This is a genomic window from Phycicoccus avicenniae, assembly GCF_018139485.1.
Classification (GTDB): domain Bacteria; phylum Actinomycetota; class Actinomycetes; order Actinomycetales; family Dermatophilaceae; genus Phycicoccus; species Phycicoccus avicenniae.
This window is the reverse complement of record NZ_JAGSNF010000003.1, coordinates 366157-392895: the sequence shown is the minus strand read 5'-3', so window position 1 is coordinate 392895 and position 26739 is coordinate 366157. Positions and strand designations below refer to the sequence as shown.

The 26739-nt window shown below is 75.1% G+C and carries 24 protein-coding genes and 1 tRNA gene; 22 read left to right on the top strand and 3 right to left on the bottom strand.

What is annotated here, in order from left to right; all coding sequences use genetic code 11:
* Positions 1-374 precede the first annotated feature (374 nt).
* The 10 genes from KC207_RS03865 (at position 375) to KC207_RS03820 (ending at position 10426) form a co-directional block, all read left to right on the top strand.
* On the top strand, positions 375-1172 hold the full coding sequence (locus KC207_RS03865) for an SDR family oxidoreductase (protein ID WP_211601558.1): 798 nt from the start codon (positions 375-377) through the stop codon (positions 1170-1172).
* Between the two features lie 145 nt (positions 1173-1317).
* Complete coding sequence (locus tag KC207_RS03860) at positions 1318-1656, top strand: NADH-quinone oxidoreductase subunit A (RefSeq protein ID WP_211601557.1); 339 nt, start codon at positions 1318-1320, stop codon at positions 1654-1656.
* A complete protein-coding gene (locus KC207_RS03855) occupies positions 1647-2702 on the top strand; it encodes a hypothetical protein (protein ID WP_211601556.1) in 1056 nt (351 codons plus the stop codon). The genes KC207_RS03860 and KC207_RS03855 overlap by 10 nt, the downstream gene beginning before the upstream one ends.
* A complete protein-coding gene (locus KC207_RS03850; RefSeq protein ID WP_211601555.1) occupies positions 2695-3633 on the top strand; it encodes a complex I subunit 1 family protein in 939 nt (312 codons plus the stop codon). Before KC207_RS03855 ends, KC207_RS03850 begins: the two co-directional genes overlap by 8 nt.
* Complete coding sequence (locus tag KC207_RS03845; RefSeq protein WP_249138541.1) at positions 3630-4202, top strand: NADH-quinone oxidoreductase subunit J; 573 nt, start codon at positions 3630-3632, stop codon at positions 4200-4202. The genes KC207_RS03850 and KC207_RS03845 overlap by 4 nt, the downstream gene beginning before the upstream one ends.
* Complete coding sequence (locus KC207_RS03840) at positions 4199-4501, top strand: NADH-quinone oxidoreductase subunit NuoK (protein ID WP_211601554.1); 303 nt, start codon at positions 4199-4201, stop codon at positions 4499-4501. Before KC207_RS03845 ends, KC207_RS03840 begins: the two co-directional genes overlap by 4 nt.
* A 7-nt stretch (positions 4502-4508) precedes the next feature.
* Complete coding sequence (locus KC207_RS03835) at positions 4509-6431, top strand: proton-conducting transporter transmembrane domain-containing protein (RefSeq protein WP_211601553.1); 1923 nt, start codon at positions 4509-4511, stop codon at positions 6429-6431.
* The gene (locus KC207_RS03830; protein ID WP_249138540.1) at positions 6428-7921 is read left to right on the top strand and encodes a complex I subunit 4 family protein; all 1494 of its coding nucleotides are present in this window, start codon (positions 6428-6430) and stop codon (positions 7919-7921) included. The genes KC207_RS03835 and KC207_RS03830 overlap by 4 nt, the downstream gene beginning before the upstream one ends.
* A 12-nt stretch (positions 7922-7933) precedes the next feature.
* Positions 7934-9331: an NADH-quinone oxidoreductase subunit N gene (locus KC207_RS03825; RefSeq protein WP_211601552.1), complete on the top strand. Its 1398-nt coding sequence runs from the start codon at positions 7934-7936 to the stop codon at positions 9329-9331.
* Positions 9332-9457: 126 nt separating this feature from the next.
* Positions 9458-10426: a quinone oxidoreductase family protein gene (locus KC207_RS03820; RefSeq protein ID WP_211601551.1), complete on the top strand. Its 969-nt coding sequence runs from the start codon at positions 9458-9460 to the stop codon at positions 10424-10426.
* A gap of 5 nt (positions 10427-10431) precedes the next feature.
* Here the strand turns inward: KC207_RS03820 and KC207_RS03815 are convergent, their stop codons facing one another.
* On the bottom strand, positions 10432-11628 hold the full coding sequence (locus KC207_RS03815) for a GAF domain-containing protein (RefSeq protein WP_249138539.1): 1197 nt from the start codon (positions 11626-11628) through the stop codon (positions 10432-10434).
* Between the two features lie 190 nt (positions 11629-11818).
* Between KC207_RS03815 and KC207_RS03810 the strand changes: the two genes are divergently transcribed.
* The 3 genes from KC207_RS03810 to KC207_RS03800 all read left to right on the top strand — a co-directional run bounded on the left by KC207_RS03810 (position 11819) and on the right by KC207_RS03800 (position 16728).
* The gene (locus KC207_RS03810) at positions 11819-13651 is read left to right on the top strand and encodes a flavin-containing monooxygenase (protein WP_211601550.1); all 1833 of its coding nucleotides are present in this window, start codon (positions 11819-11821) and stop codon (positions 13649-13651) included.
* Between the two features lie 69 nt (positions 13652-13720).
* On the top strand, positions 13721-14497 hold the full coding sequence (locus KC207_RS03805; RefSeq protein WP_249138538.1) for a lysophospholipid acyltransferase family protein: 777 nt from the start codon (positions 13721-13723) through the stop codon (positions 14495-14497).
* Between the two features lie 380 nt (positions 14498-14877).
* Positions 14878-16728, top strand: coding sequence for a phosphoenolpyruvate carboxykinase (GTP) (locus KC207_RS03800; protein WP_211601549.1), 1851 nt, complete (start codon positions 14878-14880; stop codon positions 16726-16728).
* Positions 16729-16797: 69 nt separating this feature from the next.
* Here the strand turns inward: KC207_RS03800 and KC207_RS03795 are convergent, their stop codons facing one another.
* A complete protein-coding gene (locus KC207_RS03795) occupies positions 16798-17628 on the bottom strand; it encodes an SDR family oxidoreductase (protein ID WP_211601548.1) in 831 nt (276 codons plus the stop codon).
* A 79-nt stretch (positions 17629-17707) separates the two neighbouring features.
* Between KC207_RS03795 and KC207_RS03790 the strand changes: the two genes are divergently transcribed.
* The 7 genes from KC207_RS03790 (at position 17708) to KC207_RS03760 (ending at position 23314) form a co-directional block, all read left to right on the top strand.
* Positions 17708-18733, top strand: a complete 1026-nt coding sequence (locus KC207_RS03790; RefSeq protein ID WP_437179117.1) for a chorismate-binding protein — start codon at positions 17708-17710, stop codon at positions 18731-18733.
* 2 nt (positions 18734-18735) lie between these two features.
* Positions 18736-19578, top strand: coding sequence for an aminotransferase class IV (locus tag KC207_RS03785; RefSeq protein WP_211601547.1), 843 nt, complete (start codon positions 18736-18738; stop codon positions 19576-19578).
* Positions 19575-20066, top strand: coding sequence for a TIGR02611 family protein (locus KC207_RS03780; RefSeq protein WP_249138536.1), 492 nt, complete (start codon positions 19575-19577; stop codon positions 20064-20066). The genes KC207_RS03785 and KC207_RS03780 overlap by 4 nt, the downstream gene beginning before the upstream one ends.
* Before the next feature lie 58 nt (positions 20067-20124).
* Positions 20125-20198, top strand: a tRNA-Val gene (locus tag KC207_RS03775).
* Between the two features lie 109 nt (positions 20199-20307).
* Positions 20308-20652 (top strand): hypothetical protein, encoded by a 345-nt coding sequence (locus tag KC207_RS03770; protein ID WP_211601546.1) that lies wholly within the window; start codon positions 20308-20310, stop codon positions 20650-20652.
* On the top strand, positions 20649-22034 hold the full coding sequence (locus tag KC207_RS03765) for an FAD-binding oxidoreductase (protein WP_249138535.1): 1386 nt from the start codon (positions 20649-20651) through the stop codon (positions 22032-22034). The genes KC207_RS03770 and KC207_RS03765 overlap by 4 nt, the downstream gene beginning before the upstream one ends.
* Before the next feature lie 20 nt (positions 22035-22054).
* The gene (locus KC207_RS03760; protein ID WP_249138534.1) at positions 22055-23314 is read left to right on the top strand and encodes a class I SAM-dependent methyltransferase; all 1260 of its coding nucleotides are present in this window, start codon (positions 22055-22057) and stop codon (positions 23312-23314) included.
* 27 nt (positions 23315-23341) lie between these two features.
* Here the strand turns inward: KC207_RS03760 and KC207_RS03755 are convergent, their stop codons facing one another.
* Entirely contained in the window at positions 23342-23992 is a 651-nt protein-coding gene (locus tag KC207_RS03755; protein ID WP_211601545.1) for a TetR family transcriptional regulator, read from the bottom strand.
* 107 nt (positions 23993-24099) lie between these two features.
* Here KC207_RS03755 and KC207_RS03750 point away from each other — a divergent pair, with 107 nt between their 5' ends.
* Positions 24100-25383, top strand: a complete 1284-nt coding sequence (locus KC207_RS03750; protein ID WP_211601544.1) for an acetyl-CoA C-acetyltransferase — start codon at positions 24100-24102, stop codon at positions 25381-25383.
* Between the two features lies 1 nt (position 25384).
* A complete protein-coding gene (locus KC207_RS03745; RefSeq protein ID WP_211601543.1) occupies positions 25385-26737 on the top strand; it encodes a 3-oxoacyl-ACP reductase in 1353 nt (450 codons plus the stop codon).
* Positions 26738-26739 lie beyond the last annotated feature (2 nt).

Genomic DNA, 26739 nt, shown 5'->3' with positions numbered 1-26739 from the left:
GCTAGACACGGCGCCGCCCGGACCGCGAGGGAGAAGCGCGGGGTCGGGCCGAACGGCCGATGGGCCTCGTCCGTTCGGCCCCTGGCCGGTGAAGGTAAAGGGATCGTAAAGTGGGAGCCAGAGGCGGTCGAGACTGCAGGGGTCGAGGCCGCCGCAACCGGACGGACCGCAGGGGGTTCGGTTCGGCACCGTTGGCCGGCACTGCAGGGATGTAGGCCACCCAACGACGCAGGCGCCCCCTCCGCACCGCGGAGGGGGCGTCGTCGTGTGCCCGGGGCCGGCCCGCGCCCAGCTCCCCGAGGTGAGCCGGACGCGCGGACGCCGTGTGCGACATCGCGGGCGTGGCTCCGAGTCGTGCGGGGTAGGGGACGGGCATGAACACACCACCGGCACACCCCCGTCTGGCCGTCGTCACCGGCGGCGACTCCGGCATCGGCAAGGCCGTCGCGGCCCTCCTCGCGACGGAGGGCTTCGACGTCGGCATCACCTACCACAGCGACGAGGAGGGGGCCGAGGACACCCGTCGTCTCGTCACCGAGCGCGGTCAGCGGTGCGTCGTCGCCCAGCAGGACACGGCCGACCCCGGCACGGCGGGGACGACGGCCCGGCTCGTCGAGGACCTCGGCGGCATCGGCGTCCTCGTGAACAACGCCGGCACCGACGAGCGCGTCCCCGCCCTCGACCTCGACCGGGAGACGTGGGACCGGATGATCGCGACCGACCTCACCGGGTCCTTCCTCAACGCCCAGGCCGCCGCGCGGGTGATGGTGCAGCAGGGACGCGGCGGGCGGATCGTCAACGTCACGAGCGTCCACGAGCACGTGCCGCGGTACGGGGCGAGCGCCTACTCCGTCGCGAAGGCGGGGCTCGGCATGCTCACGAAGTCCCTGGCGCTCGAGCTCGCCGGGCACGGCATCCTCGTCAACTCCGTCGCCCCCGGCGAGGTCACGACCCCGATCAACGACGCCGACCCGTCCGACGCGTTCTCGACCGACCGCCCGGGCAACCCGGTCGGACGTCCCGGGCACGTCGAGGAGATCGCGGCGGCCGTGGGGTTCCTCGCGTCCCCGCGGTCGTCCTACCTCACGGGGTCCTCGCTCGTCGTCGACGGCGGCCTCACCCTCATGGCGGCGCACGGCCACGACCGGGCGACGGACTGGCGTCGGGCCTGAGTCCCGGGGCGGATAACCCCGCCGGCGTCGTCGGGCAGGACCGGGATACCCCCGCAGGGTATGGCGTAGGGTGGGCGGTCGCTGACGGAAGCCACACCGGGACGGGACGGTGTGGGTGCCACGACGAGGACGAGAGGACGGCCGCATGACCGGGATGGTGCTCGCAGCGTGCGTCGCCGTCGGCGCGGTGCTCGTCGTCCACGTCGTCGACGGGCTGCTGTTCCGGGACCCGGTGCTGCGCACCCTGCCGTACCAGTCCGGCGGGGTCCCCGACGCCCACGCACTGTCCCGCTTCCACGTCCGCTGGTACCCGGCGACGCTCGTCTTCCTCGCCGTCGACGTCGAGATGCTCTTCATGTACCCGTGGGTCCTCGTCGTCGCCGACCTCGGCATCGGCGCCGTCGTCGAGATGTTCCTCTTCCTCGGCGTGCTCGCGGTGGCCGTGGCGTGGGCCTGGCGTGAGGGGGCGTTCCGGTGGGTCTGAGGCAGTGGGTCGAACGCCGCGCCGTGCGGGCGAGCCGGGTCCTCCTCGTCGAGTGCCCGGGGGCGTGGCAGGTCCGCGCGGCGTGCGAGGGGGCCGTGCTGCGCCGGGGATGGCGCCTCGCGGACTGCCCGGCCGGCGCCGACGTGCTCCTCGTCGCCGGCGTCCCGGACGAGGACACGCAGGTCGTGCTCGAGCGGGTGTGGGAGGCCATGCCCGGCCCCCGTGTCCGCGTCGGGGCCCGATCGGAGCACGCGGTCGACGCAGCCCTCGACGACGCGGTCCGCGACCTGCTGGACCTCGGGGCCCGGGACGACGACGCACGGAGCCGTCCCACCGTCCCCGACCTCGGCGACACCGACCACGACGACACGGCCATGGCGCCCGACGGGATCCCGCTCGCCGAGGGGGACCCGGACGACCGCGACGGGCTCGAGATGGACGTGCTGCCCCTGCGCCTCGGCCCGGTGCTGCCCCACTGGCCGCCGGGACTCGTCGTCGACGTCCGGCTCCACGGGGACCTCGTCGTGGCCGGGAGCACCTCGTGGGTCGGGGGCGGGACGGTCGCGGCGGAGCCGCACCCGCGGCTGCGGGCGGCCCGGGCCTGCGACGACGTCGCCGCGGTGCTCGCGCTCGTCGGATGGGAGGACGCGACGGACGCCGCCCGCACGGCGCGCGACACCCTGCTGGCGCGCCACGGGGACGACGCCCGAGCCACGATCGCCGACCTGCGCCACCGGGTGGCCCGCTCGCGCCGGCTCGGATGGGCGCTGCGGGGCGTGGGGTACCTGGAGCGGGAGGCCGTGCTCCGCGCAGGTCTCCCCGGGTCCGCCGCCGGGGACTGCCTCGACCGGCTGCTCGTCCTGCTGGAGCGCGCCGACACCGCTGCCCGTGAGTACCGTGAGGGCGCCGACAGCCACGGCGGGGAGCCCGGGCAGCCGGCCGTCGTCCTCGACGACCTCCTGGCCCACCAGGACCTCGGCGTCGCCCGCATCCTCGTCGCGAGCCTCGGCCTCCGGGCGCCGTGCAAGGTGGGCGCCGATGCCTGACACCGTGACGGCGGCCGGGCCGTGGGGCGCCCTGCTGGCCGGGGTCCTGCTCGTGGTCCTCGCCGCGGCCGCCCTCGTGGCCGAGGGGGTCCTCGCGGCCCGCGCCCGTGGGGGACCCGTCGGGCCGGAGCTGACCCGACCGCTCGACGAGACCCTCCGCCTCCTCCGCCAGCGCCGCAGGGCCCCGGTCTCCGCCGACCTCCTCCTGTGGCGGGTCGCGGGCGGGGGCCTGGTCGTCGTCGCGCTGCTCATGGTCGCGCTCGTCCCGCTCGGGAACCGCGTCGTCGCCGACCTCGACGTCGGTGTCGTGTGGTTCACCGCGCTCGACGTCCTCGTGTGGGCCCTGGTCTGGCTGCTGGGGTGGGGGGCGAACGCCGCGTACTCGCTCGTCGGTGGCTACCGCTTCCTCGCCCTCGCCCTCGCCTACGAGCTGCCCCTGATGTTCGCGCTCGTCGCCCCCGCGCTCGCCGCCTCGAGCCTGGACGTCGCCGAGGTCGCGGCGGCCCAGGACGACCTGTGGTTCGTCGTGTGGATGCCCGTCGCCTTCGTCGTCTTCCTCGTGGGGGTCGCCGCGTTCTCCGTCCGCGGGCCCTTCACCTCCCCGGCCGGTGCCGACGTCGCGGGCGGGGTGCTCTGCGAGCTGAGCGGGGTCGACCGGCTCGTCGCCCGGGCGGGCCTGGCCTGCCTGCTCGTCGCGGGCTCGGCGTTCGCCGTGCCGATGTTCCTCGGGGGCGGTGCGGGGCCGGTGCTGCCCGGGTGGCTGTGGGTCCTGCTCAAGACGGCGGCGGTGCTCACGCTGCTGCTCGCCCTGCGCCGACGCCTCCCCGTGGTGCGGCCGGAGCTGGCGATGGAGGTCGGCTGGGTCGTCCTCCTGCCCGCGGTCCTGATGCAGGACCTCGTCGTGGCCGTCGTCGTCGCGGTGCGGGGGTGACCGGCGTGCTCCTCGACGTGCTCTTCTGGGGGCTCGGGACGGTCGCCGTCGCGAGTGCGGTGGCCGTCTTCGTCGTCGACTCGATGGCCCGGGCCACCTACGCCCTCGCCGTCTCGTTCGTCGCGGTGGGCCTGACGCTGCTGCTCATGGAGCAGGGCTACCTCGGTGTCCTCGTCGTCCTCATGATGGTCATGGAGATGGCCGTCATGGGCGTCTACATGGTGATGTTCATGGGGATGAACCCCGCGCTCATGCCGATGTCGATGGTGCACGACAAACGGGCGGCGCTCGTCGTGTCCGTCCTCGCGTTCGTCGTCCTCGGCGCCGGGGCGCTGCTCGTCCCGTGGCCGTCGCGCCGAGGGCTCCCGGACCCGGACGTCACCGCCGCCCTCGGCGAGTCCCTCATGGGCCCGCAGATGCTCACGATGGTCGTCGTCAGCCCGGTCATGGTCGCGACCATCGTCACCGGGGTCGTCCTCGCGGCCGGCCGGACGCGGTACGACCGGTTCGGCGACGACCTCGACGTCCGTCCGCCGCGCGACCCGCAGCGGGGAGGGGTCGGCCGATGACGCTCCAGACGGTGCTGCTCGTCGCGGCCGCGCTCTTCGCCGTCGGCCTGTACGGCGCGATCTCCCAGCAGGTGGTCGTCATGGTGATGATGGGCCTGGAGGTCATGGTCAACGCCGTCCTCCTCGCCGCCGGCGCCATGTGGTGGTTCCTCGCCCCGGACCCCACCGGACAGGTCCTGCTCCTGCTCGTCCTCGCCGCGATGACGGTCGAGATGGCGACCGGCTTCGCCGTCGCGACCCTCGTCCACCGGTACCGGGGGTCCGACACGACCGACTCCGCGACGGACCTGGCCGGGTGAGGCGCCGATGACCGACGCCCTCCTGTGGGCGCTGCCCGTCCTCCCGGCCGTCGTCGGGGGTCTCCTCCTGCTCGTCCCGATCCGCCACCCGCACGCCGTGGTCGTCGGCGTCGGGACCGCCGTGCTGAGCACGACGCTCGCCGTCGTCGCCGGGACGAGCGGCGCCGAGGTGGCCGTCCCCTTCGTCGCCGGGGCCGACCTCGGGCTCGCGCTGCGCGGTCCGGGGGTGCTCCTCGCGCCGGCCGTCACCGCCGTGACCGCCCTCGCGCTCCTCGCGGCCCCGGACCAGGTGCGCGGCAGCGCGGCCCGCTTCCACGGCCTCATGCTGCTCTTCTGCGCGGCCGCCCTCGTCACCGTCGCCGCGACGACCCTGCCCGCCCTCCTGCTCGGCTGGGAGGTCATGGGGGCGATGTCGTACGCCCTCATCGGCTTCCGCTGGCGGGACCCCCACCGGGTCGAGTCGGGGCTCACCGCCTTCGTCGCGACCCGGGGGGCCGACCTCGGCCTCTACGTCGCGACCGGGGCCGCCCTCGCCGGAGGCGCGGGGACGGCCCTGGACGACCTGGCGGCGGCGTCCCCGGGCTGGCGGTCCGTCGTGGCGGCAGGCCTCGTCGTCGCGGCCCTCGGCAAGTCCGCCCAGCTGGTCCTCGCGTTCTGGCTGGCGCGGGCGATGGCCGGTCCGGCGCCCGTCAGCGCGCTCCTGCACTCGGCGGCGATGGTCGCGCTCGGCGGCTACCTGCTCCTGCGGGTCGAGCCGCTGCTCGCCGCGACGTCCTGGGCGGGCCCGACCGTCGCGTGGGTCGGTGCGCTCTCCACCGTGCTGCTCGGCCTGGTCGCCCTCGGGCAGCGTGACCTCAAGCAGCTGCTCGCCGCGTCGACGTCGGCGCAGCTCGGGTTCGTCGTGCTCGCCGCGGGCGTCGGCGGGGTCGTCGCGGGCACGACGCACCTCCTCGCGCACGCCGCGACCAAGGCCGCCCTCTTCCTCGTGGCGGGGGCGTGGCTGGCCGCGCACGGGACGAAGCAGCTCGCGGGACTGCGGGGGGCGGTCCGGCGGCACCGGGGTCTGCGGGTGCTCGCCTCGCTCGCCCTGCTCTCTCTGGCCGGGGTGCCGCCGCTGTCGCTGTGGGCGACGAAGGACCTCGTCCTCGCGGCCGCGTTCGCGCGCTCGCCCGCCCTCGGTGTCGTCGCGGTGCTCGGGGCCGCGCTGTCGGCGGCGTACGCGGGAGTCGTCCTGCGGGTGCTGTGGGCGCCGGTGACCGACGCCGAGGCGCGGGAGGCCTCCCGGCTCCGCGGGTCCGAGGAGCCGGCGTCCGGGCGGGTCGGCCCGTCGACGGCCGTCGCCGTCGCGGTGCTCATCGTCGCGGCCGCCCTCGGTGGGCTCGTCGCCGTCCCGGCCGTGGGTGAGACGGTCGCCGGGGTCGTCGGGGCGTCCGCCACCGGTCCCGGTCCGCTCGCCGCCGCGTCGGGGGTGCTCGCCCTCGCCGTCGTGGCCGCGGTCTGGGCGCGACCGCCGGGGTCCTGGGCCCGGGCGCGGGCCTGGGGCGGCGTCGAGGCGGCGGTCCGTGGCGGCCTCGTCGCACCGACCCTACGCCTCGCGGACGCGGCGGCCCGGGTCGACGAGGGACTGGCGCGGACCGTCCGCGCCGTCCCGGCGGTCGTGCACCGGCTCGCCGCCACCGTGGCGGCGGGGGAGCGGAGCGTCCTGGAGGCCGCCGTGGACCGCGCGGCCGGTGGCACCGTCCGCGTCGCGCAGGTCGCCCGTCGGGGTGACGAGCGTCGGGTGCACGGTGCCGTCCTCGCCGTCGCCGGTGCCGCCCGCCGGGCCGGAGAGGCGGCGCGACGCCCGCAGACCGGGCAGCTGCACCAGTACTACGTCCAGGCCGTCGCGCTCGTCGCGCTCGGCACCGTCCTGCTCCTCGTCGCGAGGTGACCGTGCTCTCCCTGACCGTCTTCCTCCCGCTGCTGGCCGCGTCCCTGCTCTGCGGCCCGCGGCTGCCCTCCCCGGTGCTCCGCTGGGGCTGGGTCGTGGCGTCGGCGCTCGAGCTGGCGCTCGTCGCGGTCCTGTGGGCGCGCTACGACACGCCCGCGGAGGGCACGCTCGCGTTCGAGACGCGGGTGCCGTGGATCCCCGGGGTCGCGTCCGACTACCACGTCGGTCTCGACGGCCTGTCGCTGCCGCTCGTCGCGATGACGGCCGTGGTCTTCCTCGCGGCCGCCCTGTACTCGTTGCGCGACGAGGACCGGCCCCGGTCCCGGGTGGCGGTCTTCCTCGCCCTGGAGACCGTGTGCGTGGGGACCTTCGCCGCCGCCGACCTCGTCCTCTTCTTCGTCTTCTTCGACCTGTCGATCGTCGGCATGTACCTCGTCATCGCCGGGTGGGGGCACGGGGAGCGGGCCCGCTCGGCGCTGCTGTTCTTCCTCTACACCTTCCTCGGGTCGCTCGCGCTGCTCGGCGGCTTCATCGGGCTCTACGTCGCGTCCGACCCGCACACCTTCGACATGGTCGAGCTGGCCCGGCAGGACCCGTTCGCCGGGGGAGGCACCGCGGCGGCGGTCGTCCTCGGAGCGATCCTGCTCGGGCTCGCCGTGAAGACCCCGACGGTGCCGTTCCACACCTGGCTCCCGCCGGCGCACACCGACGCGCCCGCGGCGGGGTCGGCGGTCCTTGCCGGGGTTCTCCTCAAGCTCGGGACCTACGGGTTCGTCCGGCTCGGGATGACCCTGCTGCCGGACGCCTGGCAGGCGTGGGCGTGGGTCGTCCTCGTCGTTGGGCTGGTGTCGGTCCTGTGGGGGGCGCTCGTCGCGATGGCCCAGCGCGACCTCAAGCGGCTCATCGCCTACACCTCCGTCAACCACATGGGCTACGTCGTGCTGGCCGTCGGTGCGGCGGGCGTCGTGGCAGCGGACACCGCCGGGGCCCGTGAGGTCGCGGTGAGCGGGGCCGTGACGCAGATGGTGAGCCACGGGCTCGTCACGGCGGCCCTCTTCCTCCTCGCGGGGGTGGTCCTCGAGCGCAGCGGGACGTACGAGATCGACCGGTTCGGCGGGCTCGCGGGACGCGCACCCCGGTTCACGGCGCTGTTCGCGGTCGCGGCGTTCGCCTCGCTCGGCCTGCCCGGCCTGTCCGGGTTCGTCGCCGAGCTGCAGATCTTCGCCGGCAGCATCGCCGCCGTCCCCTGGAGCGCCGTCGGACTGCTCGGGATCCTGCTGGTCGCCGGACTGCTGCTGTGGACCCTGCAGCGGCTCGTCACCGGCGAGGCCGGACCCGCGACGCACCGCTTCTCGGACGTGCGCGCGCACGAGCTGCTCGCGGTCGGGCCGCTCCTGCTCCTCTCACTCGCGATCGGGCTCGCGCCCCGCCCGCTCCTCGACGTCGTCGAGCCCGCGGCCGCGGCCGTCGTCGCGGTCCTCGGGAGGTAGCGCGTGGGGACGATGGAGATGCGGCCGCTCGCGATGCTGCCGGAGATCCTCCTGCTCGCCGGGGGGCTCGTGTGCCTGCTGGGCGGCTCCTTCACGCCGCGGCGCCGGCAGTGGCGGCTGCGCGTCGTCGCTGCGGGAGCCCTGCTCGCGGCCCTCGTCGCCGCCCTGGTCGGGTCCCGGGACCCGGGGCCGGCGCTGGAGGGCGCCGTCGTCGTCGACGGGCTCACGACGGGCACCCGGGTCGTCGTCGCGCTGGCCACCCTCGCGGTCCTCCTGCTCGCCGAGGAGGAGGTCCGCGACGACGACCGGGAGAGCGAGACGTACGCCCTGATGCTCCTCGCCGCGACCGGCGCCCTCGTCCTCGGCGGGGCCCGCGACCTGCTCGTGCTCGCCGCCGCCTTCCTCCTCGCGAGCATCCCCCTCTACGGCCTCGTCGGCCTGCGACGCACGGACCGTGGCGCCGAGGCCGCCCTGAAGACCTACCTCACCGGCGCGGTCTTCGGGATCCTCCTGCTCCTCGGCACGACCCTGGTCTACGGGCTGGCCGGCACCACCCGGCTGCCCGACCTCGCCGCCCGGCTGGCCACCGCTCCTGCGGCGCCGCTCGCGGTCGGTGTCGTGTGCGTCGTCGCCGGGCTGGCGTTCAAGGCCGGCGCGGTCCCGGCGCACTTCTGGGTGCCCGACGCCGCCCAGGGGGCCGGGGGCCACACGGCCGCCTTCGTCACGACGATCCCGAAGGTCGGGGCCGTCGTCGCGCTGTACCGCCTCGTCACGGCGCTGCCGGAGACGTTGCCGTGGGGGCTGCTCGTCGCCGTCCTCGCGGTGGCGAGCATGACGCTGGGCAACCTCGCGGCGTTCGGACAGGACGACCCGCGCCGGCTCCTCGGGTGGTCGACGGTGAGCCAGGTCGGCTACCTCCTCGTGCCGGTCGCCGTCGCTGGCCGGACGTCGCTCGCCGCTGCCGCGATGCTGCTCTACCTCGCGGCGTACGCCGTGACGAACGTCGTCGCCTTCGCGGTGACGACGGCCCTGCCGGACGTGCGGGACCTCGCGGGGTACGCCGGGCTGGGACGCGGTCGCCCGGCCCTCGCCGCGTCCCTCGTCGTCGCCCTGCTCGGTCTCGTCGGCACCCCGCCGACGGCGGTGTTCGTCGGGAAGCTCGCGGTCGCGACCGCGGCCTGGGACGGAGGGATGCCCTGGCTCTCGGTCGCCCTGCTCGCCAACACGCTCGTGTCGCTGTTCTACTACCTCCGCTGGGTCGCCCCCGTCCTGCGGCAGGGCGACCCCGACGTCGGGCCGCCGGTCACGCGGCCCTGGTCGACGGGCGCAGCGACCGGGCTCGCGGTGCTCACGCTCGTCGGTGCTCCCGCCGCCGGGATCCTGTGGTGCGCACTCGGCGGGACCGGCTGACGGCGGCCCGGGGACGCCCTGCTCCCCGGGGGGTGCGGGGGGACCCGGACGAGCGCGCCCTCCCGCGTGCGTACCGTGGGTGGTCCCATGGGGGAGACCCAGCGACCCGTCGGTGAGGGAGATCCCATGACCGCGCAGACCACGACCGTCCTCGTCCCCGGACCGGACGGCACCTGGCTCGAGGAGGAGCGTCCGGCCCCGACGGCCGGTCCCGGAGTGGTGCTCGTCCGCTCCCGGTACGTCGCGGTGAACAACGCCGACGTGGCAGGGATGGCCGCCGCGGCGGCCGTCGACGAGCCCGGCGTCGCCGGCTACGAGACGGCCGGCGAGGTCGTCGCGGTCGGGGCCGGGGTCGATGAGTCACTCCTCGGCACGTCCGTCGCCGCCTGCACGCCCGGCGCGTTCGCCGGCCTCGTCGCCGCCGACGCGCGGCACACGCTGCCGGTGCCCGACGGCGTCCCGCTGTCGGACGCCGCCGCACTGCCCACGGCCCTCCTCACCGAGCACGGCGCGCTCCGTGCCGGGGGGTTCGAGCCCGGTCGCACGGTCCTCGTGACGGGCGCCACCTCGGCGATCGGCCTCGTCGGCGTCCGGCTGGCGAAGGCCCTCGGAGCCTCCCGGGTCCTCGCGACGACGCGCTCGGCGGGCAAGGCCGACCTTCTCGGCCAGGTGGGGGCCGACGAGGTGCTCGTCGGCACGGACGACCTCGGCGAACGGGTCCGGGCCCTCACCGGCGGCGAGGGCGTCGACCTCGTCCTCGAGCACGTCGCCGGCGACGTGCTCGACGGCGCGATCGCGGCCACCCGGCCGCACGGGACCGTCGTGCAGATGGGCCGCCTCGGGGGCCCGCAGGCACGGGTCGACGTCGACGCCCTGTCCTTCGGGCGGGTCACCGTCGTCGGGGTGTCCTACGGGCTGCCCGACGAGCTCGCGGAGCTGCTCGGCACCGTCCGCGAGCAGGTGCTGCCGCTCGTCGCCAACGGCTCGGTCCGCCCCGTCGTCCACGAGGTGCTGCCCTGGGCGGGGCACGCCGAGGCGGCGCGGCTCGTACGGAAGGGTCAGGCCGTCGGGAAGGTCGTCCTCTCCGTGCCCTGACGGACTCAGGACCCGTCCACGAGGGTGACGCCGTCGGCGAGCCGGTACGGGGCCGTCGCGACGAGCGCGCCGACGACCCGGCGCAGCCGGCTCACCTCCGCGCGGACGGTGACGCGGTGCTCGTCGTCCCCGAACAGGTCCCGGCTGAGGTCCGCGGCCGTCCTGCCGTGGGGCGTCGCCGCGGCGAGGGCGCGCAGGACGGTGGCGTGGCGCGGGGTGAGCGTGACCCGCCAGGACGCCCCGTCCGACCCGGTGACGTCGAGCACGGTGTCCCCGGCGACCTCGTGGAGCCGGGCCCGGAGCGAGGACCCCGACGCGCCGGGGCGCACGAGCCACCCCTCGCCGACCCGCTCCGGCAGGCACAGCCCGAGCCCGGGGACGGACACGGGCCGGTCCGCCCGAGGGGCCGCCACGCGGTCCCTCACGAGGACACCGCAGTGGTGGGCCACCCAGCCGTCGTCGTCGACGAGGAGCAGCGGTCCGCTCGTCGTGGCCAGGACGTGCTCGGCCGAGCGCCGCACCCGTCGCAGCGCCTGTTCGTGGTGGCGCCACAGCGCGGCCTCCGCGAGCCGCGCGGCGGTGCCGACGAGGGCGACGAGGGCCGGGTGCAGCGTGAGGGCCGGGCCCGACACGTCGACGACCCCGAGCAGGGCACCGGTCCGCGGGTCGTGGACCGGGGACGCCGTGCAGTACCAGGGGTGCTGACCCTCCTCGAAGTGCTCGGCCGAGAAGAGCTGGACCGGGGCCTGCTCGGCGAGCGCCGTCCCGATGGCGTTCGTCCCGACGTGGTCCTCGGTCCAGGTCGCCCCCTCGCAGAAGCCGAGCCGGTCGGCGGTGCGCAGGACGCCGGCCGAGCCCTCGCGCCACAGGATGATGCCGTCGGCGTCGGTGACGACGACGATGAAGCGGGACGCGTCGGCGACCGAGGTGAGGACCGAGCGGACCTCGTCGACGACGAGGGCGAGGGGCGAGGCCTGGCGGCGGCGCTCGACCTCGGCACGCGGCAGGGGGTCGCGGGCGTTGGCGTGGGTCGGGTCGAGCCCGAAGCCGAGGACGCGCGACCACGAGCGCGAGACGAGGGGGCGGACGGGGTCCTGCGGCCGGGCGCCGCCCATGACGGCGTCGTGCGTCCGGCGGAGCGCGCGGGCGTGCTGCCCGAGGTCGGTGCCCGGGACCACGGCGCTGCCCGCGAACGGCGTCATCGTCGACTCCTGACCGTCGGCGCGCAGGGGCGCCGGACGTCGTGTCCAGGCTAGTCCGGGCCGGGCGGGTGCACCCCGTCGGATCGGAGGGGCTGCAACCCGGTGCAACCCTTCCCGGGAGGTGCGTCCCGGGGGTTCCCTGGCCCGGACGCGGGTCGACGTGGACCCGCCCGCGGGAAGGAGCCCTGCCATGACCGACACCCTGGAGCGACCCGCCACCGAGGGACGGTCCGCACCCGACCGGGCGGACGCCTGGCTCGCCGACCTCGAGGCGGCGCTGACCGCCGGCGACGTCGAGCGGGCGGCAGGGATGTTCGCCGCGGAGAGCTACTGGCGCGACCTCGTGTCCTTCTCGTGGAACCTCACGACGGTCGAGCACCCGGACGGGGTCCGCGACCTGCTGACGGAGACGCTCGCCCGGACGGCACCGTCGTCGTTCGCGACGAGCGAGCCGGCGACCGAGGACGGTGGCGTCGTCACCGCCTGGTTCACGTTCGAGACCGCCGTCGGGCGCGGCACCGGCCTCGTGCGCCTGAAGGAGGAGGACGGCGCGGACAGGGCCTGGACGCTGCTCACGACCCTCGACGAGCTCAAGGGGTTCGAGGAGCCGCGGCGCCGGCGGCGGCCGATGGGCGCCGAGCACGGGGCGAACAGGACGCGGACGACCTGGAAGGAGCAGCGCCAGGAGGAGGCCGAGTCGCTCGGGTCGACCACGCAGCCGTACGTCCTCGTCATCGGGGGCGGCCAGGGCGGCATCGGCCTCGGCGCGCGGCTGCGGCAGCTCGGCGTGCCGAGCCTCGTGATCGACAAGCACCCACGCCCCGGCGACCAGTGGCGCGGCCGGTACAAGTCGCTCTGCCTCCACGACCCCGTCTGGTACGACCACCTGCCCTACATCAAGTTCCCGGACACCTGGCCGGTCTTCGCGCCGAAGGACAAGATCGGCGACTGGCTCGAGTCGTACGTGAAGGTCATGGAGATCCCGTACTGGTCGAGCACCGAGGCCAGGAGCGTGACCTGGAACGAGGAGGCGGGGGAGTGGACGGTCGAGGTCGAGAGGGAGGGCCGGCCGCTGACCCTCACGCCCACGCACGTCGTCTTCGCGACCGGGATGTCCGGCAAGGCCCGGATGCCCGAGGTCGAGGGCCTCGACGTCTTCCGGGGCGACGTCCACCACTCCTCGCGCCACCCCGGGCCGGACGCCTACCGCGGCAGGAGGGCGGTCGTCATCGGCAGCAACAACAGCGCCTTCGACATCTGCGGCGCGCTGTGGGAGAACGACGTCGACGTCACGATGGTGCAGCGGAGCTCGACGCACATCGTGAAGTCGGACAGCCTCATGGAGTACGGGCTCGGTGACCTCTACTCGGAGCGGGCGCTCGACGCCGGCGTGACGACCGAGAAGGCCGACCTGATCTTCGCCTCGCTGCCGTACCGCATCCTTCACGAGTTCCAGATCCCGGCCTACGAGACGATGGCCGAGGTCGACAAGGACTTCTACGACCGGCTCGAGAAGGCCGGGTTCTGGCACGACTGGGGCGCCGACGGCTCGGGACTGTTCATGAAGTACCTCCGACGCGGCTCGGGCTACTACATCGACGTGGGCGCGGCCGACCTCGTCGCGGACGGCGAGGTGACCCTGGCGCACGGCCAGGTCGTCCGGCTCACCGAGGACGCCGTCGTGCTCGACGACGGCACCGAGCTGCCGGCGGACCTCGTCGTCTTCGCGACCGGGTACGACTCGATGAACGGCTGGGTCGCCGACCTCGTCGACCAGGAGACCGCCGACCGGCTGGGCAAGTGCTGGGGCCTGGGGTCCGACACGCCGAAGGACCCCGGTCCGTGGGAGGGCGAGCAGCGCAACATGTGGAAGCCGACCCAGGTGACCAACCTGTGGATGCACGGCGGCAACCTCCACCAGTCACGCCACTACTCGCAGTTCCTCGCCCTCCAGCTCAAGGCCCGGTACGAGGGCCTGGACACCCCGGTCTACCGGCTGCAGGAGGTGCACCACACCGGGTGAGCGCCACCGCCACGGCCCGGTCCGCCGCGGCTGCCGACGCGCACCCCTGCGCGTCGGTAGCGTGCGGCCGTGGGCGACGACCGGCTGTACCGCGTGGTCATCCGGGCGGCCTTCGTGCTGTTCCGGCTCCTCGGGTTGCGCTTCGACGTCCGCGGGGAGCAGCACGTGCCCACGTCCGGCGCCGCCGTCGTCGCGGCGAACCACCAGAGCTTCCTCGACTTCCTCGTCGTCGGACTGCCGGCCGTCCGGCGCGGCCGGCTCGTGCGCTTCATGGCGAAGGAGGCGGTCTTCCGCTCACCGGTCGGCGGCCCGCTCATGCGCGGCATGCGCCACATCCCCGTCGACCGGCGGCACGGGGCGGTGGCGGCCCGGACGGCGCTCCGGGCGCTGCACGCCGGTGAGCTCGTCGGCGTGTACCCGGAGGCGACGATCGGGCACTCCTTCGTCGTCAAGGACCGCGCCGACCTGCGGCTCGGCGCCGCCCGGCTGGCCGTCGAGGCCGGGGTGCCGCTCGTCCCGGTCGCGACGTGGGGCCTGCACCGGGTGTGGACGGTGGGGCCGCACCTGTCGCTGCGTCGCGGCCGGTGGGTCGGGCTGTGGGTCGGCGAGCCGTTGTGGGCGCTGCCGGGGGAGGGCGCCGAGGAGCTGACCGACCGGTTCCACGCCGCGCTGCACGACCTCGTCACCGGTCTCGTCGACGCCTACCCCGACCCACCGCGGCGGCCCGAGTCGGCGTGGTGGTGGCCGGCCGAGCGCGGCGGTGGTGCGCCCTCGCCCGAGGTCGCCCGGGTGCTCGACCGCCGGGCCGTCGCGAAGGCCGACGGCCTCCCCGACCCGGGCGACTGACGACGTCGGCGACGGACGAGGTCGCGCCGACCCAGCGATCTCGCGCCGACCCAGCGGGCTCGCGCCGACCCAGCGAGCTCTATGCACCGGGCGTGGTCGGGGAGCGCCGCGCGGGGACGCCGTGCCGGGGTCGGGTACGTCACATCCGTGACAACGTTGTCCCACAGGCGAAATCGCTTACACCCACCCCTACTGACCGGTATCTGTGACGCAGGTCTCGTCGTGGGTACCCGATGTGACCAAGCCCTCCCGCAGGGGTCGTCCCGGGTGGTGGCCCGCCCCTTCCGACTGCGGTCCAATGGCCGTCTCGTGGAGCGGACACCCCGGCGTCGTGGTGCACCGGTCCCGGCATCTGTGACCGACGAGAAGGGTGAGGAACCGTGGCCGACCTGGAGAAGTCCCTGGATGACGCGGGGCTGACGAACAGCAGCGTCCGGGAGTACGTCCTGCACTGGGCGCAGTTCCTGGACGCCGAGCGGATCGAGGTGGTGAGCGCCGTCGACGACGCCCGGCTGCTCCGGGAGTCCCTCGACGCCGGCGAGATCGACCCGGCCGGGGAGGGGCTGTACTACTCGCGCAGCTACTCCAAGGACACCGCCCGCTCCGAGGAGCGCACGATCGTCGCGACGAGCCGCCCCCAGGACGAGGGCGTCTACAACAACTGGAAGCACACCGACGAGATCCGTCCCGTCGTCGAGGGCCACATGAAGGGCGCGATGGCCGGGAAGACGATGTACGTCATCCCCTACCTCATGTCGCCCCCCGGGTCCCCGCTCGAGCGGTTCGCCGCCGGCGTCGAGATCACCGACAACCGGACCGTGTGCCTGCACATGATCCGGATGGCCCGGGTCGGCATCGACCTCATCAACGACCTCGACGAGCCCGACATGTTCGTCCGGGCCGTCCACGTCACCGGTGACCTGCCGACCCTCGGCCAGGGCACGCCGGAGGACAAGCGGTACTTCGTCACCGTCGCCGACGAGCGGACGATCCTGCACTTCGGGTCCAGCTACGGCGGCAACGCCCTGCTCGGCAAGATCGCGCACGGGCTGAGGCAGGCCGCCTACGACGGCTGGGCGTCGGGGGAGTTCCTCGGCGAGCAGTTCATGCTCCTCGGTGTCACCGACAAGGAGACCGGCGAGAAGCACCACATCTGCGGGGGGTTCCCCAGCGCCTCAGGCAAGACCAACCTCGCGATGACGCTCGCGCCGGACGCCCTCGGCGAGCGGTACCACGTGGAGTTCTACGGGGACGACATCGCGTGGCTGTGGGTCGGCGAGGACGGCCACCTCTACGGGATGAACCCCGAGAACGGCGTCTTCGGCGTCGCCAAGGACACCAACGAGCGGACCAACCCGACGGCCCTGGACGCCGTCGCCGAGGACACCCACGCCCTGTTCACGAACGTCGCCTACAACGAGAAGACCCACGAGGTCTGGTGGGAGGGCCGCACCCCGGCCCCGCCGGCCGACCTCGACGGGTGGCGCGACTGGAAGGGCGAGCTCGTCGCCGAGCGCGGCGCGGACGAGGCCGACGCCCCGTGGGCGCACCCGAACAGCCGCTTCACGACGACGCTCGCGAACGTGCCGAACGTCGCCGCCGACTTCGAGAAGCCCGAGGGCGTGCGGATCGACGCGATCATCTTCGGCGGCCGCACCCGCGACCGCGAGCCGCTCGTGCGCGCCATCACCGACCTCGCCGAAGGGGTCTACGACGGGCTGACGCTCGGCGCCGAGGCCACCGCGGCGGCCGAGGGCGTCGAGGGCAAGCTGCGCTACGACCCGATGTCGATGCGCCCGTTCATGTCCTACCCCGAGGGCGCGTACGCCGCGCACTGGCTGAAGATCGTCGGCGCCGCGACCCACCAGCCGCTCTTCGCCCACGTCAACTGGTTCCAGCGCGACCCCGAGGACGGCCACTTCCGCTGGCCCGGCTACCGCGAGAACCTCCGCGCCCTGCTGTGGATCATCGCCAGGACCAAGGGCGAGGTCACCGGACGGCAGACCCCCGTCGGGATCCTCCCCCTCGAGGAGGAGCTCGACCTCACCGGTCTCGACATCAGCCGCGAGGACCTCGACACCATCCTCACCGTCGACGTCGACCGCTGGCGCGAGGAGATGCGCTTCCGCGAGGACCACCTGAACCAGTTCCACGACCTGCCCGAGGAGATCTGGGCCGCGCACCGCCGCGTCGCCGCCGCCCTCGAGCAGGAGGCCAGCGTCACGGCCTGAGCGGTCGCCGGCCGAGCGGACAGGCAGGGCCCCCGACCGACCGGTCGGGGGCCCTCTGCTCGTCCGCGGTCAGCGCCCGAGCAGCGCGTCCTCGAGGGTGCGGGCGGGCCGGCCGAGGACCCGCTCGACGTCGCCGCTCACCCGCGCGACCGAGCCGTCGGCGATGGCGGTGTACGTGCTGACCCAGGCGTCGAGCTGCCACTGCGGGACGTCGTACTCCGCCGCACGGGAGGCGTAGGCCTCCTCGACGGTCTCCTCCTCGTACCGGAGGTCCCGGCCGAGCACCGCCCCGGCCCGGCGCGCCGCCTCGTCGAGGGTGACGGCCTCGGGCCCGGTGAGGTCGTACGCCACGTCCCGGTGCGCCGCCGGGTCCCGCAGGACGGCCGCGGCGACGTCGGCGACGTCGAGCCGGCCGACGAGGGCGACCCGCCCGGACCCGGCCGGCCCCCGGATCACGCCCTCGGCGTCGGCGAAGAGCGGGACGACCTCGGCGTAGAAGTCGTCCCGGAGCAGCGTCCACGCCATGCCGGACGTGCGGACGGCCTCCTCGGTGTCGGCGTGGTCCCGGCCGAGGGTGAACGTGGCGTCCGGCGACGCGCCCGCGAAGGAGGTGTAGACGACGTGCGACACCCCGGCCGTCGCCGCGGCGCGCACGAAGGTGCGGTGCTGCTCGCGTCGGTCGGCGGACTCCGAGCCCGAGACCATGAGGAGGACGTCGACCCCCTCGAGGGCGCGGACCGAGGCCTGCTCGTCGCCGTAGGACGCGACGACGACGTGGCTGTCCTCGAGGGTCGGCGCGCGTCCGGCGTCGCGGACGACGAGACGGGGCGCGAGGTCGGCGACGCGGCGGGCGACGGCGCCGCCGAGGGCGCCGGTGGATCCGGTGATGGCGATCGTCATGGCGCGGCAACCCCGCGTGCGCCGCCGGCATTCCGCGGCGCGCGGGACGCTCCGCCAGGAGCCCCTAGGCTTGCCCGTCGTGGGTGAGGCACGGTTCGGGTCGCTCGTGGCGCAGGGGGTCCAGGACGTCACGGACGACGTGGCCGACCTCACCGCCGGGTTCTGGGCCGTCGTCCTCACCTTCGAGGGGCGTCTCACCGCGGTGCGGATGGCCCGGGTCGGACGGGGCGCGACGCCCGACCCGGACCCGCCGTGGCACCCGCTCGAGGGCCCCTGGCGCAGCTCGCTGGACCGCGCCGGCTACCTCGCCGGTGTCGAGGAGGTCCGGCGCCGCATCGCCGACGGCACCGTCTACCAGGTCAACCTCTGCCGCGTCCTCGAGCACGACCTGCCCGAGGACGCGGACCTGCGCGGGCTCGGCGCCCGTCTCGCCCGGGGCAACCCGGCGCCGCACGAGGCGGTCCTCCACCTGCCCGAGGCCGGGCTGGAGGTCGTGTGCGCCTCGCCCGAGACCTTCCTGCACCGCGCGGGCGACCGCGTCGTGTCCGGACCGATCAAGGGCACCGCGGCCGACCCCGTGTCCTTCCTGCGCAAGGACCACGCCGAGAACGTCATGATCGTCGACCTCGTCCGCAACGACCTCGCGCGCGTCGGCGTCCCGGGGACGGTCGCCGTCGACGCCCTGTGCCGGGTCGAGGAGCACCCCGGCCTCGCCCACCTCGTGTCGGAGGTGTCGGCCCGGCTGCGTCCGGGCACGGGTTGGCGGGACCTGCTGGCGGCGACCTTCCCACCGGGGTCGGTGAGCGGGGCGCCGAAGCACAGCGCCCTGGTGACCATCGCCGAGCTCGAGCCCGTGCCGCGGGGCCCCTACTGCGGCGCGGTCGGCTGGCTCGACGCCGACCGCGGCACCGCCCGGCTCGCCGTCGGCATCCGCACGTTCTGGGCCGCCCGCCGCGACGACGGGGGCCGGGTGCTGCGCTTCGGCACCGGGGCGGGCATCACGTGGGGGAGCGACCCGGCGGCCGAGTGGGAGGAGACCGAGCTCAAGGCGGCCCGCCTCGTCGGGCTGGCGGCCGGTCGCGTCCCCGCGTCTGGGACAGTGTGAGCATGACGGAGGTGCGGGTCTGGGTGGACGGCGAGACGGTGTCCCCGGACGCCCCGGCGCTCAGCGCGATCGACCACGGGGTCACCGTCGGCGACGGCGGGTTCGAGACCCTCCAGGTCCGAGACGGCCGGCCCTTCGCGATGCGGCGTCACCTCGCCCGGATGGACCGCACGATGGCCGGGCTCGGCCTGCCCCGGGCCGACCACGACCGGATCCGGGCGGGGGTCGAGGCGGTGCTCTCCGGACCGCCGATCGAGTTCGGGAGGCTGCGCTGGACGGTGACGGGCGGACGTGGCCCGCTGGGGTCCGACCGGCTCGGCGCCGACCTCACGACGATCGTCACCGCCGTCGCGCACGCCCGTCCGCCCGCCACCGGGGCCGTCGTCACGGTGCCGTGGACGCGCAACGAGCGGTCCGCGACGGCCGGGCTCAAGACGACCTCGTACGCCGACAACGTCGTCGCCCTGGCCCGCGCCCAGGAGCACGGCGCGCTCGAGGCGCTGCTCGCGAACACCCGGGGCGAGCTGTGCGAGGGAACCGGGAGCAACGTCTTCGTCGTTCTCGACGACGTGGTCCTCACCCCGCCCCTCGACAGCGGCTGCCTCGCCGGCGTCACCCGAGAGCTCGTCCTCGAGTGGTGCCGCGCCGACGGCGTCGACGTGCGCGAGCGCCCCCTGCCGCTCGCCGTGCTCGAGGACGCCCGCGAGGTCTTCCTCACCTCCTCCCTCAAGGACGTGCTGCCGGTCTCCTCCGTGGACGGCCGCGCCCTCGGCGCCCCCGGCCGCGTCACGCGGCGCGTCCAGGACGCGTGGGCCCGGCACGCCGCGACCGACGAGGACCCGTGAGCGACGGCGAGCCCCGTCGGGCCGAGACGGGCGAGGTCGTCCCGGGGGCGAGCACCCCCGAGGAGGCGCCGCCGCTCGTCGTCGGCCGGGACTGGGAGTGGCGCCGCCGGGTCCGGGCGAACCCCGCCACCTACCGGGTCTACCGGCTGGTCGTCGGCGTCGTCGGCAGCATCCTCGTCGTCGGTGGACTGGCGCTCGTCCCCCTGCCGGGGCCCGGCTGGCTCATCGTCATCATCGGCCTCGCCGTCCTGTCGACGGAGTTCGAGCGGGCGCAGCGCCTCCTCGGATTCGTCCGCACCAACGTGCGAGCCTGGGAACGGTGGATGGCGCGGCAGGCCTGGTACGTCCAGGGCGTCGTCGGGCTGCTGACGTTCGCGTTCGTCGCGGCCGTCGTCTGGGCCACCCTGCGGGTGTTCGGGCTGCCCGAGTTCGTCCCCATCGAGGCCGGCCGGTGGCTCGTGCGCAACCTCGGCCTCTCCTGGGGCTGACGCCCGATTACCCGCGCGCCGGGGGCGCCGGGTATGGTCATCCCGCCGCACGGCACCCGGATGTGTAGCTCAGCTGGTTAGAGCGTTCGCTTCACACGCGAGAGGTCGGGGGTTCGAGTCCCTCCACATCCACTGACGAGCCCCCGACGCGACGCGCCCGGGGGCTCGCCCGTGTCCTCCGGCGTGTCGAGCGCCGGGACCCCTGGCGCGCGGCCCCGCCCCCGGGTGTAGGAATGGACGCATGACGATGACCGTGCAGGCGCTGCACACCTTCCCCGAGCGCGGGCAGGACGGCCGGGAGCACGAGCGGGCCGAGGTGACCGCCGAGGGGCTCGTCGGCGACCGGCCGAAACGGGCCGCCGTCTCCGTCGTCGGGCACGACGCCCCGGCGACCCGGGCCAACCTCGTCCTCGACGTCCCCACCGCGCAGGTCGAGTCGCTCGCGGGGCGCCTCGTGCGCGTCGGGGGCGTGCTGCTGGCCGTCGAGGCGACCGGCAACGCGTGCCCGGGGCTGTACGCCGCCGTCGGCGAGCCGGGGACGCTGGCCGTCGGCGACGCCGTGGAGGTCGTCGAGGAGGAGGCGTGACGGCGGCGACCACCGGCCTCGCCGCCCACGACCGGGGGGTGCAGCGGCTCGTCGACAGCCATCGCGCCATCCCGGCGGGGGCGCCGGTCCGGCTCGCCAAGCGCACGAGCAACCTCTTCCGGGCCCGCACCGCGACCGACACCCCGGGGCTGGACACCTCGGGCCTCACCGGGGTGGTGTCGATCGACACCGGCGCCCGCACCGCCGACGTCCAGGGGATGTGCACGTACGAGGACCTCGTCGCGGCCACCCTGCCGCACGGGCTGACCCCCCTCGTCGTCCCGCAGCTGCGCACCATCACCCTCGGCGGCGCCGTCACCGGCCTCGGCATCGAGTCCGCCTCCTGGCGCAACGGGCTCCCGCACGAGTCCGTCCTCGAGATGGACGTCCTCACCGGGGCGGGGGAGGTCGTGACGACCGACGCGACGGACCGCCACCCGGACCTCTTCCACGCCTTCCCCAACAGCTACGGGACCCTCGGCTACGCCACCCGGCTGCGGATCGAGCTCGAGCCCGTCGGCCGCACGGTCTCCCTGCGCCACGTCCGCTTCCACGACGTCGCCGACCTCGTCGCGGCCATCGGCGCCGTGACGAGCGCCGGCGCCTGGGACGGGGAGCCGGTCGACTACGTCGACGGCGTCGTCTTCTCGGCGCAGGAGGCCTACCTCGTCCTCGGCCTGCGCACCGAGGACCCCGGCCCGACGAGCGACTACACGGGCCGGGAGGTCTACTACCGCTCGCTCCGGCACGACGGGCCGAGGCCGCGGCGGGACGTCCTCACGACCCACGACTACCTGTGGAGGTGGGACACCGACTGGTTCTGGTGCTCGCGCGCGTTCGGCGCCCAGCACCCGGCCGTCCGCCGGCTCTGGCCGCGGCGGTACCTGCGCTCCAGCGTGTACTGGCGCCTCGTCGCCCTCGACCGCCGCTTCGACGTCGCCGACCGGCTCGAGGCCCGCCGTGGTCGCCCGGCCCGGGAGCGCGTCGTCCAGGACGTGGAGATCCCCCTCGAGCGGACCGCGGACTTCCTCCGGTGGTTCCTGCGCGAGGTCCCGATCGAGCCGGTCTGGCTGTGCCCCCTGCGGCTGCGCGACGACCGGACGTGGACGCTCTACCCCCTGGCGCCGGGGGAGACGTACGTCAACGTCGGCTTCTGGTCCACCGTCCCGGTGACGCCGGGGGAGCCCGGGGCGACGAACCGCCGCATCGAGGACGTCGTCACCGCCCACGGGGGGCACAAGTCCCTCTACTCCGAGGCCTTCTACGACGAGGACACCTTCTGGCGTCACTACGGCGGCGCCGACTACCCCGCGCTCAAGGAGCGCCACGACCCCGACCACCGCCTGCCGGACCTGTACGCCAAGGCCGTCCGGGGCGCCTGACACCCATCGAGGAGACCATCGTGAGCATCGCCGACATCATCGACTCCGTCGTCGAGGGCCCCCTCCCGCTGCGGGTCGAGGCCTACGACGGCTCGGCGGCCGGCCCGGCCGACGCCGACTACCGGCTGCGCATCACGAGCGAGCGCGGCGTCTCCTACCTCGCGACCGCCCCGGGCGACCTCGGCATGGCCCGGGCGTACGTCACGGGCGAGATGGAGGTCGACGGGGTCCACCCCGGCGACCCCTACGCGCTGCTCGCGACGATGGCCGGCATCCGCTACCGCCGGCCGCCCCGGGAGCAGGCGGTCGAGCTCGCCCGCACGCTGGGGCCGCGCGGCCTCACCCCGCCGCCCCCGCCACCGCAGGAGGCCCTGCCCCGCTGGCGGCGGGTCGCCGAGGGGGTCCGCCACTCGCTGACCCGGGACGCCGACGCCATCCACCGGCACTACGACGTCTCGAACCGCTTCTACGAGATGGTCCTCGGCCCCTCGATGACGTACACCTGCGCGGCCTACCCGCAGCGGGACGCCACCCTCGAGGAGGCCCAGGAGAACAAGTACCGTCTCGTCTTCGACAAGCTCGGGCTCTCCGCCGGCGACCGGCTCCTGGACATCGGCTGCGGCTGGGGCGGCATGGTCCGCTACGCCGCGCGACGGGGCGTGTCGGTCCTCGGGGTGACGCTCTCGCGCGAGCAGGCGCAGTGGGGGCAGAAGGCCCTCGCCGAGGAAGGGCTCGCCGACCTCGGCGAGATCCGGCACAGCGACTACCGCGACGTCACCGAGACCGGTTTCGACGCGGTCTCCTCGATCGGGCTCACCGAGCACGTCGGGGTGCGCCGCTACCCGGCGTATTTCGGGTTCGTCCGGGACCGGCTGCGCGACGGCGGCCTGCTGCTCAACCACTGCATCACCCGGCCGCACAACGGGCGGACCGAGACCGGGGCCTTCATCGACCGCTACGTCTTCCCCGACGGCGAGCTCACCGGGTCCGGACGCATCGTCACCGAGGCCCAGGACGCCGGTCTCGAGGTGCTCCACGAGGAGAACCTGCGCGAGCACTACGCCCTGACCCTCGCCGGGTGGTGCCGCAACCTCGTCGAGCACTGGGACGAGTGCGTCGCCGAGGTCGGTGAGGGCACCGCGCGGGTCTGGGGCCTGTACATGGCCGGCTCCCGGCTCGGCTTCGAGCGGAACGAGGTCCAGCTGCACCAGGTGCTCGCGACCCGGACCGGGGCGGACGGCACGCACGGGCTGCCGCTGCGCCCCTGGTGGAACGCTTGACGCGACCGGCTCCCCCGGGCGTGCCGCTCAGGCGGCGTGGCCGGCGAGACCGCCCCACGCGAGGGCGGTGAGGTCGTCGGCGAGGTCGTCCGCGGACCGACCGTCCACGGCGCCGCCCTCGGCGAGCCACGCGTCGGCGGCCGCCCGGACCATGCCGACGAGGGCGACGCCCCACAGCCGTGTCGTCGCCGGGTCGTCCGACCCGTCGAGACCCTCGCCGAGGATCGTGGCGACGTGCTCGGCGATGCGCGTCGTCATCCCGGCGGCGACGTCGCCGTCCGGTCGCTCCCCGGGCGGCAGGATCGGGGCGTTGACGATGAAGCGGTACACCTCCGGGTCGTCCTCCACGAGATGCAGGTAGGCGCCGATGACGGCCCGCACGACGCGGCGCGCGTCGCCGCGGCCGGACGCAGGGCCCGCGCCCGCCGCCCGGGTGATGCCCCGGATGATCGTGCCGTCGACGCGCTCCGCGACACCGCGGTACAGCCCGGCGCGGTCCGTGAAGTGCCGGTAGAAGACGGTCTTCGACGTCCCGGCGGACGCGGCGATCCCGTCCATCCCGACCCCGGCCCCGTGGGTGCGCACCGCGGCGACGGTCGCCTCGACGAGCTCGCGGCGCCGGGCGAGGCGGTGCTCGTCCCAGCGCGCGCTGCGACCGTCGGTGCCAGCGGTGCTCACCCGGTCGACGGTAGCAGGGACCGTCGGTACCTGATACCTTCGGTACCGGATACGGTCCGGGGCGGTCGCCCCGCCCGGACCCCACCGACCCACGAGGAGCACCTCCGGTGACCACCACCCGCCGCGCCGCCGTCCTCGGCGGCAACCGCATCCCCTTCGCCCGGCAGTTCGGCCCCTACGCCGAGGCCTCGAACCAGGACATGCTCACCTCCGCCCTCGAGGGCCTGGTCGCCCGGTACGGGCTCGCGGGGGAGCGTCTCGGCGAGGTCGTCGCCGGCGCGGTCATCAAGCACAGCCGCGACTTCAACCTCACCCGCGAGGCCGTGCTCGGCTCGAGCCTGTCGCCGGACACCCCCGCCTACGACGTCCAGCAGGCGTGCGGCACCGGGCTCGAGGCCTCGATCCTGCTCGCGAACAAGATCGCGCTCGGGCAGGCGGACTCGGGGATCGCCGGGGGCGTCGACTCCGCCTCCGACGCGCCCGTCGTCGTCGCCGAGCGGCTGCGCCGCAAGCTGCTGCGGCTCAGCCGGGCCCGCTCCACGGCCGACCGCGCGAAGGCGCTCGCGCAGATCCGCCCGACCGACATCGGCATCCAGGTCCCGGGTGCCAGCGAGCCCCGGACCGGGATGACGATGGGCCAGCACATGGCGATCACGGCCGAGCGCTGGGGCATCACCCGCGAGGCGCAGGACGAGCTGGCCCTCGCGAGCCACCACCGGCTCGCCACCGCGTACGAGGCGGGCTTCTTCGACGACCTCATGACGCCCTACCTCGGGCTCACCCAGGACCAGAACCTGCGCCCCGGGACGACGCTCGACAAGCTCGCCTCCCTGCGGACGGTGTTCGGCGAGGGCGAGGGCGCGACGATGACGGCCGGCAACTCGACGCCGCTGTCCGACGGCGCCGCGACGGTGCTGCTCGGCTCCGAGGAGTGGGCGCAGGCGCACGGCCTGAAGCCGCTCGCCTTCTTCGTCGACGGCGAGACCGCCGCGGTCGACCACGTCTCCGGTGACGAGGGGCTGCTCATGGCCCCGGCCTACGCCGTCCCGCGGATGCTCGCCCGCCAGGGCCTGACCCTCCAGGACTTCGACCTCTACGAGATCCACGAGGCCTTCGCCTCGACGGTGCTCTCGACGCTCGCGGCCTGGGAGAGCGAGTCCTTCTGCCGTGACCGGCTCGGCCTGGACGCCCCGCTGGGGTCGATCGACCGCGACCGGCTCAACGTCACCGGGTCCTCGCTCGCCGCCGGCCACCCCTTCGCCGCCACGGGCGGGCGCATCGTCGCGACCCTCGCCAAGCTCCTCGCCGAGCGCGGCAGCGGCTCCCGGGGCCTGGTGTCGGTGTGCGCCGCGGGCGGCCAGGGCGTCGTCGCCATCCTCGAGGCGGCCTGAGATGGCGCGCGCGGACGGCTACACCGCCTTCGTCGGCACCCCCGTCGGGCGCCGGCTCGCGTCGACCCTCGGTCTGCCGCGGCCGGTGCCGCTGCGGCGGTACGAGCCCGGGCAGCCGGTCACCGAGGGTCCCGTGCTCGTCGGCGGGCACGGCGACACCCCGGCGCTGGCCGCCCTGCGCGGCGGTCTCGTCGCGGCGGGCGTCGACGTCGTCGACGAGGCGGGCGAGGACGCGCGGCTCGCCGGTGTCGTCGTCGACCTCACGGCCGCCGAGGACCCGGCCGACCTCGAGTCGCTGCGGGCGCTCCTCTCGCCGGCCCTGCGACGCCTCGACCGCTGCGCCCGGGTCGTCGTCGTCGGCCGGCACCCGGAGTCCGCCTCGGGCGTGGCCCAGCGCGCCGCGCGCCGGGCCCTCGAGGGCGTCACCCGTTCGGTCGCCAAGGAGCTGCGCGCCGGGGCCACCGCGAACCTCGTCCTCGTCACCGAGGGGGCGGAGGCCGCCGCCCTGGGCACCGTCGGCTTCCTCCTGTCCGCCCGGTCGGCCTACGTCGACGGTCAGGTGGTCCGGGTCGGCGGCGGGTCGGTCCCCGACGCCGCCGTGCAGGCGGAGCGCCCGCTCGCCGGCACGGTCGCGGCCGTGACCGGGGCGGCCCGCGGCATCGGTGCCGAGATCGCCCGCACCCTCGCCCGGGACGGCGCCCGGGTCGTCTGCGTCGACGTCCCCGGCGCCGGCGCACCGCTCGCCGCCGTCGCGAACGAGGTGGGCGGGACCGCGCTGCAGACCGACGTGACCGACGAGCGGGCCGGCGCCCGCATCCTCGAGCACGCCACCCAGCGGCACGGCGGGCTCGACCTCGTCGTCCACAACGCCGGCATCACCCGCGACAAGCTGCTAGCCAACACCGACGCGCAGCGGTGGGCGTCCGTCCTCGACGTCAACCTCCGCTCGATCGTGCGGATGAACGAGACCCTGCTCGCGCCCGGCGCGCTGCGTGCGGGCGGCCGGGTCGTCCTCGTGTCCTCCATCGCGGGGATCGCCGGCAACCGGGGCCAGAGCAGCTACGCGGCGTCCAAGGCCGGGGTCATCGGGCTCGTCGACGGCTACGCGGCGGACGCGGGGCTGCGCCGCCGCCGGATCACCGTCAACGCCGTGGCTCCGGGGTTCGTCGAGACCGAGATGACGGCGCGGATCCCGCTCGCCACCCGTGAGGTCGGGCGCCGGCTCAACAGCCTGTCCCAGGGCGGGCTGCCGGTCGACGTCGCCGAGACCGTCGCCTTCTTCGCCGGCGACGGACAGGCCGCCGTCACCGGGAACGTCGTGCGCGTCTGCGGCCAGAGCCTGCTCGGGGCGTGACG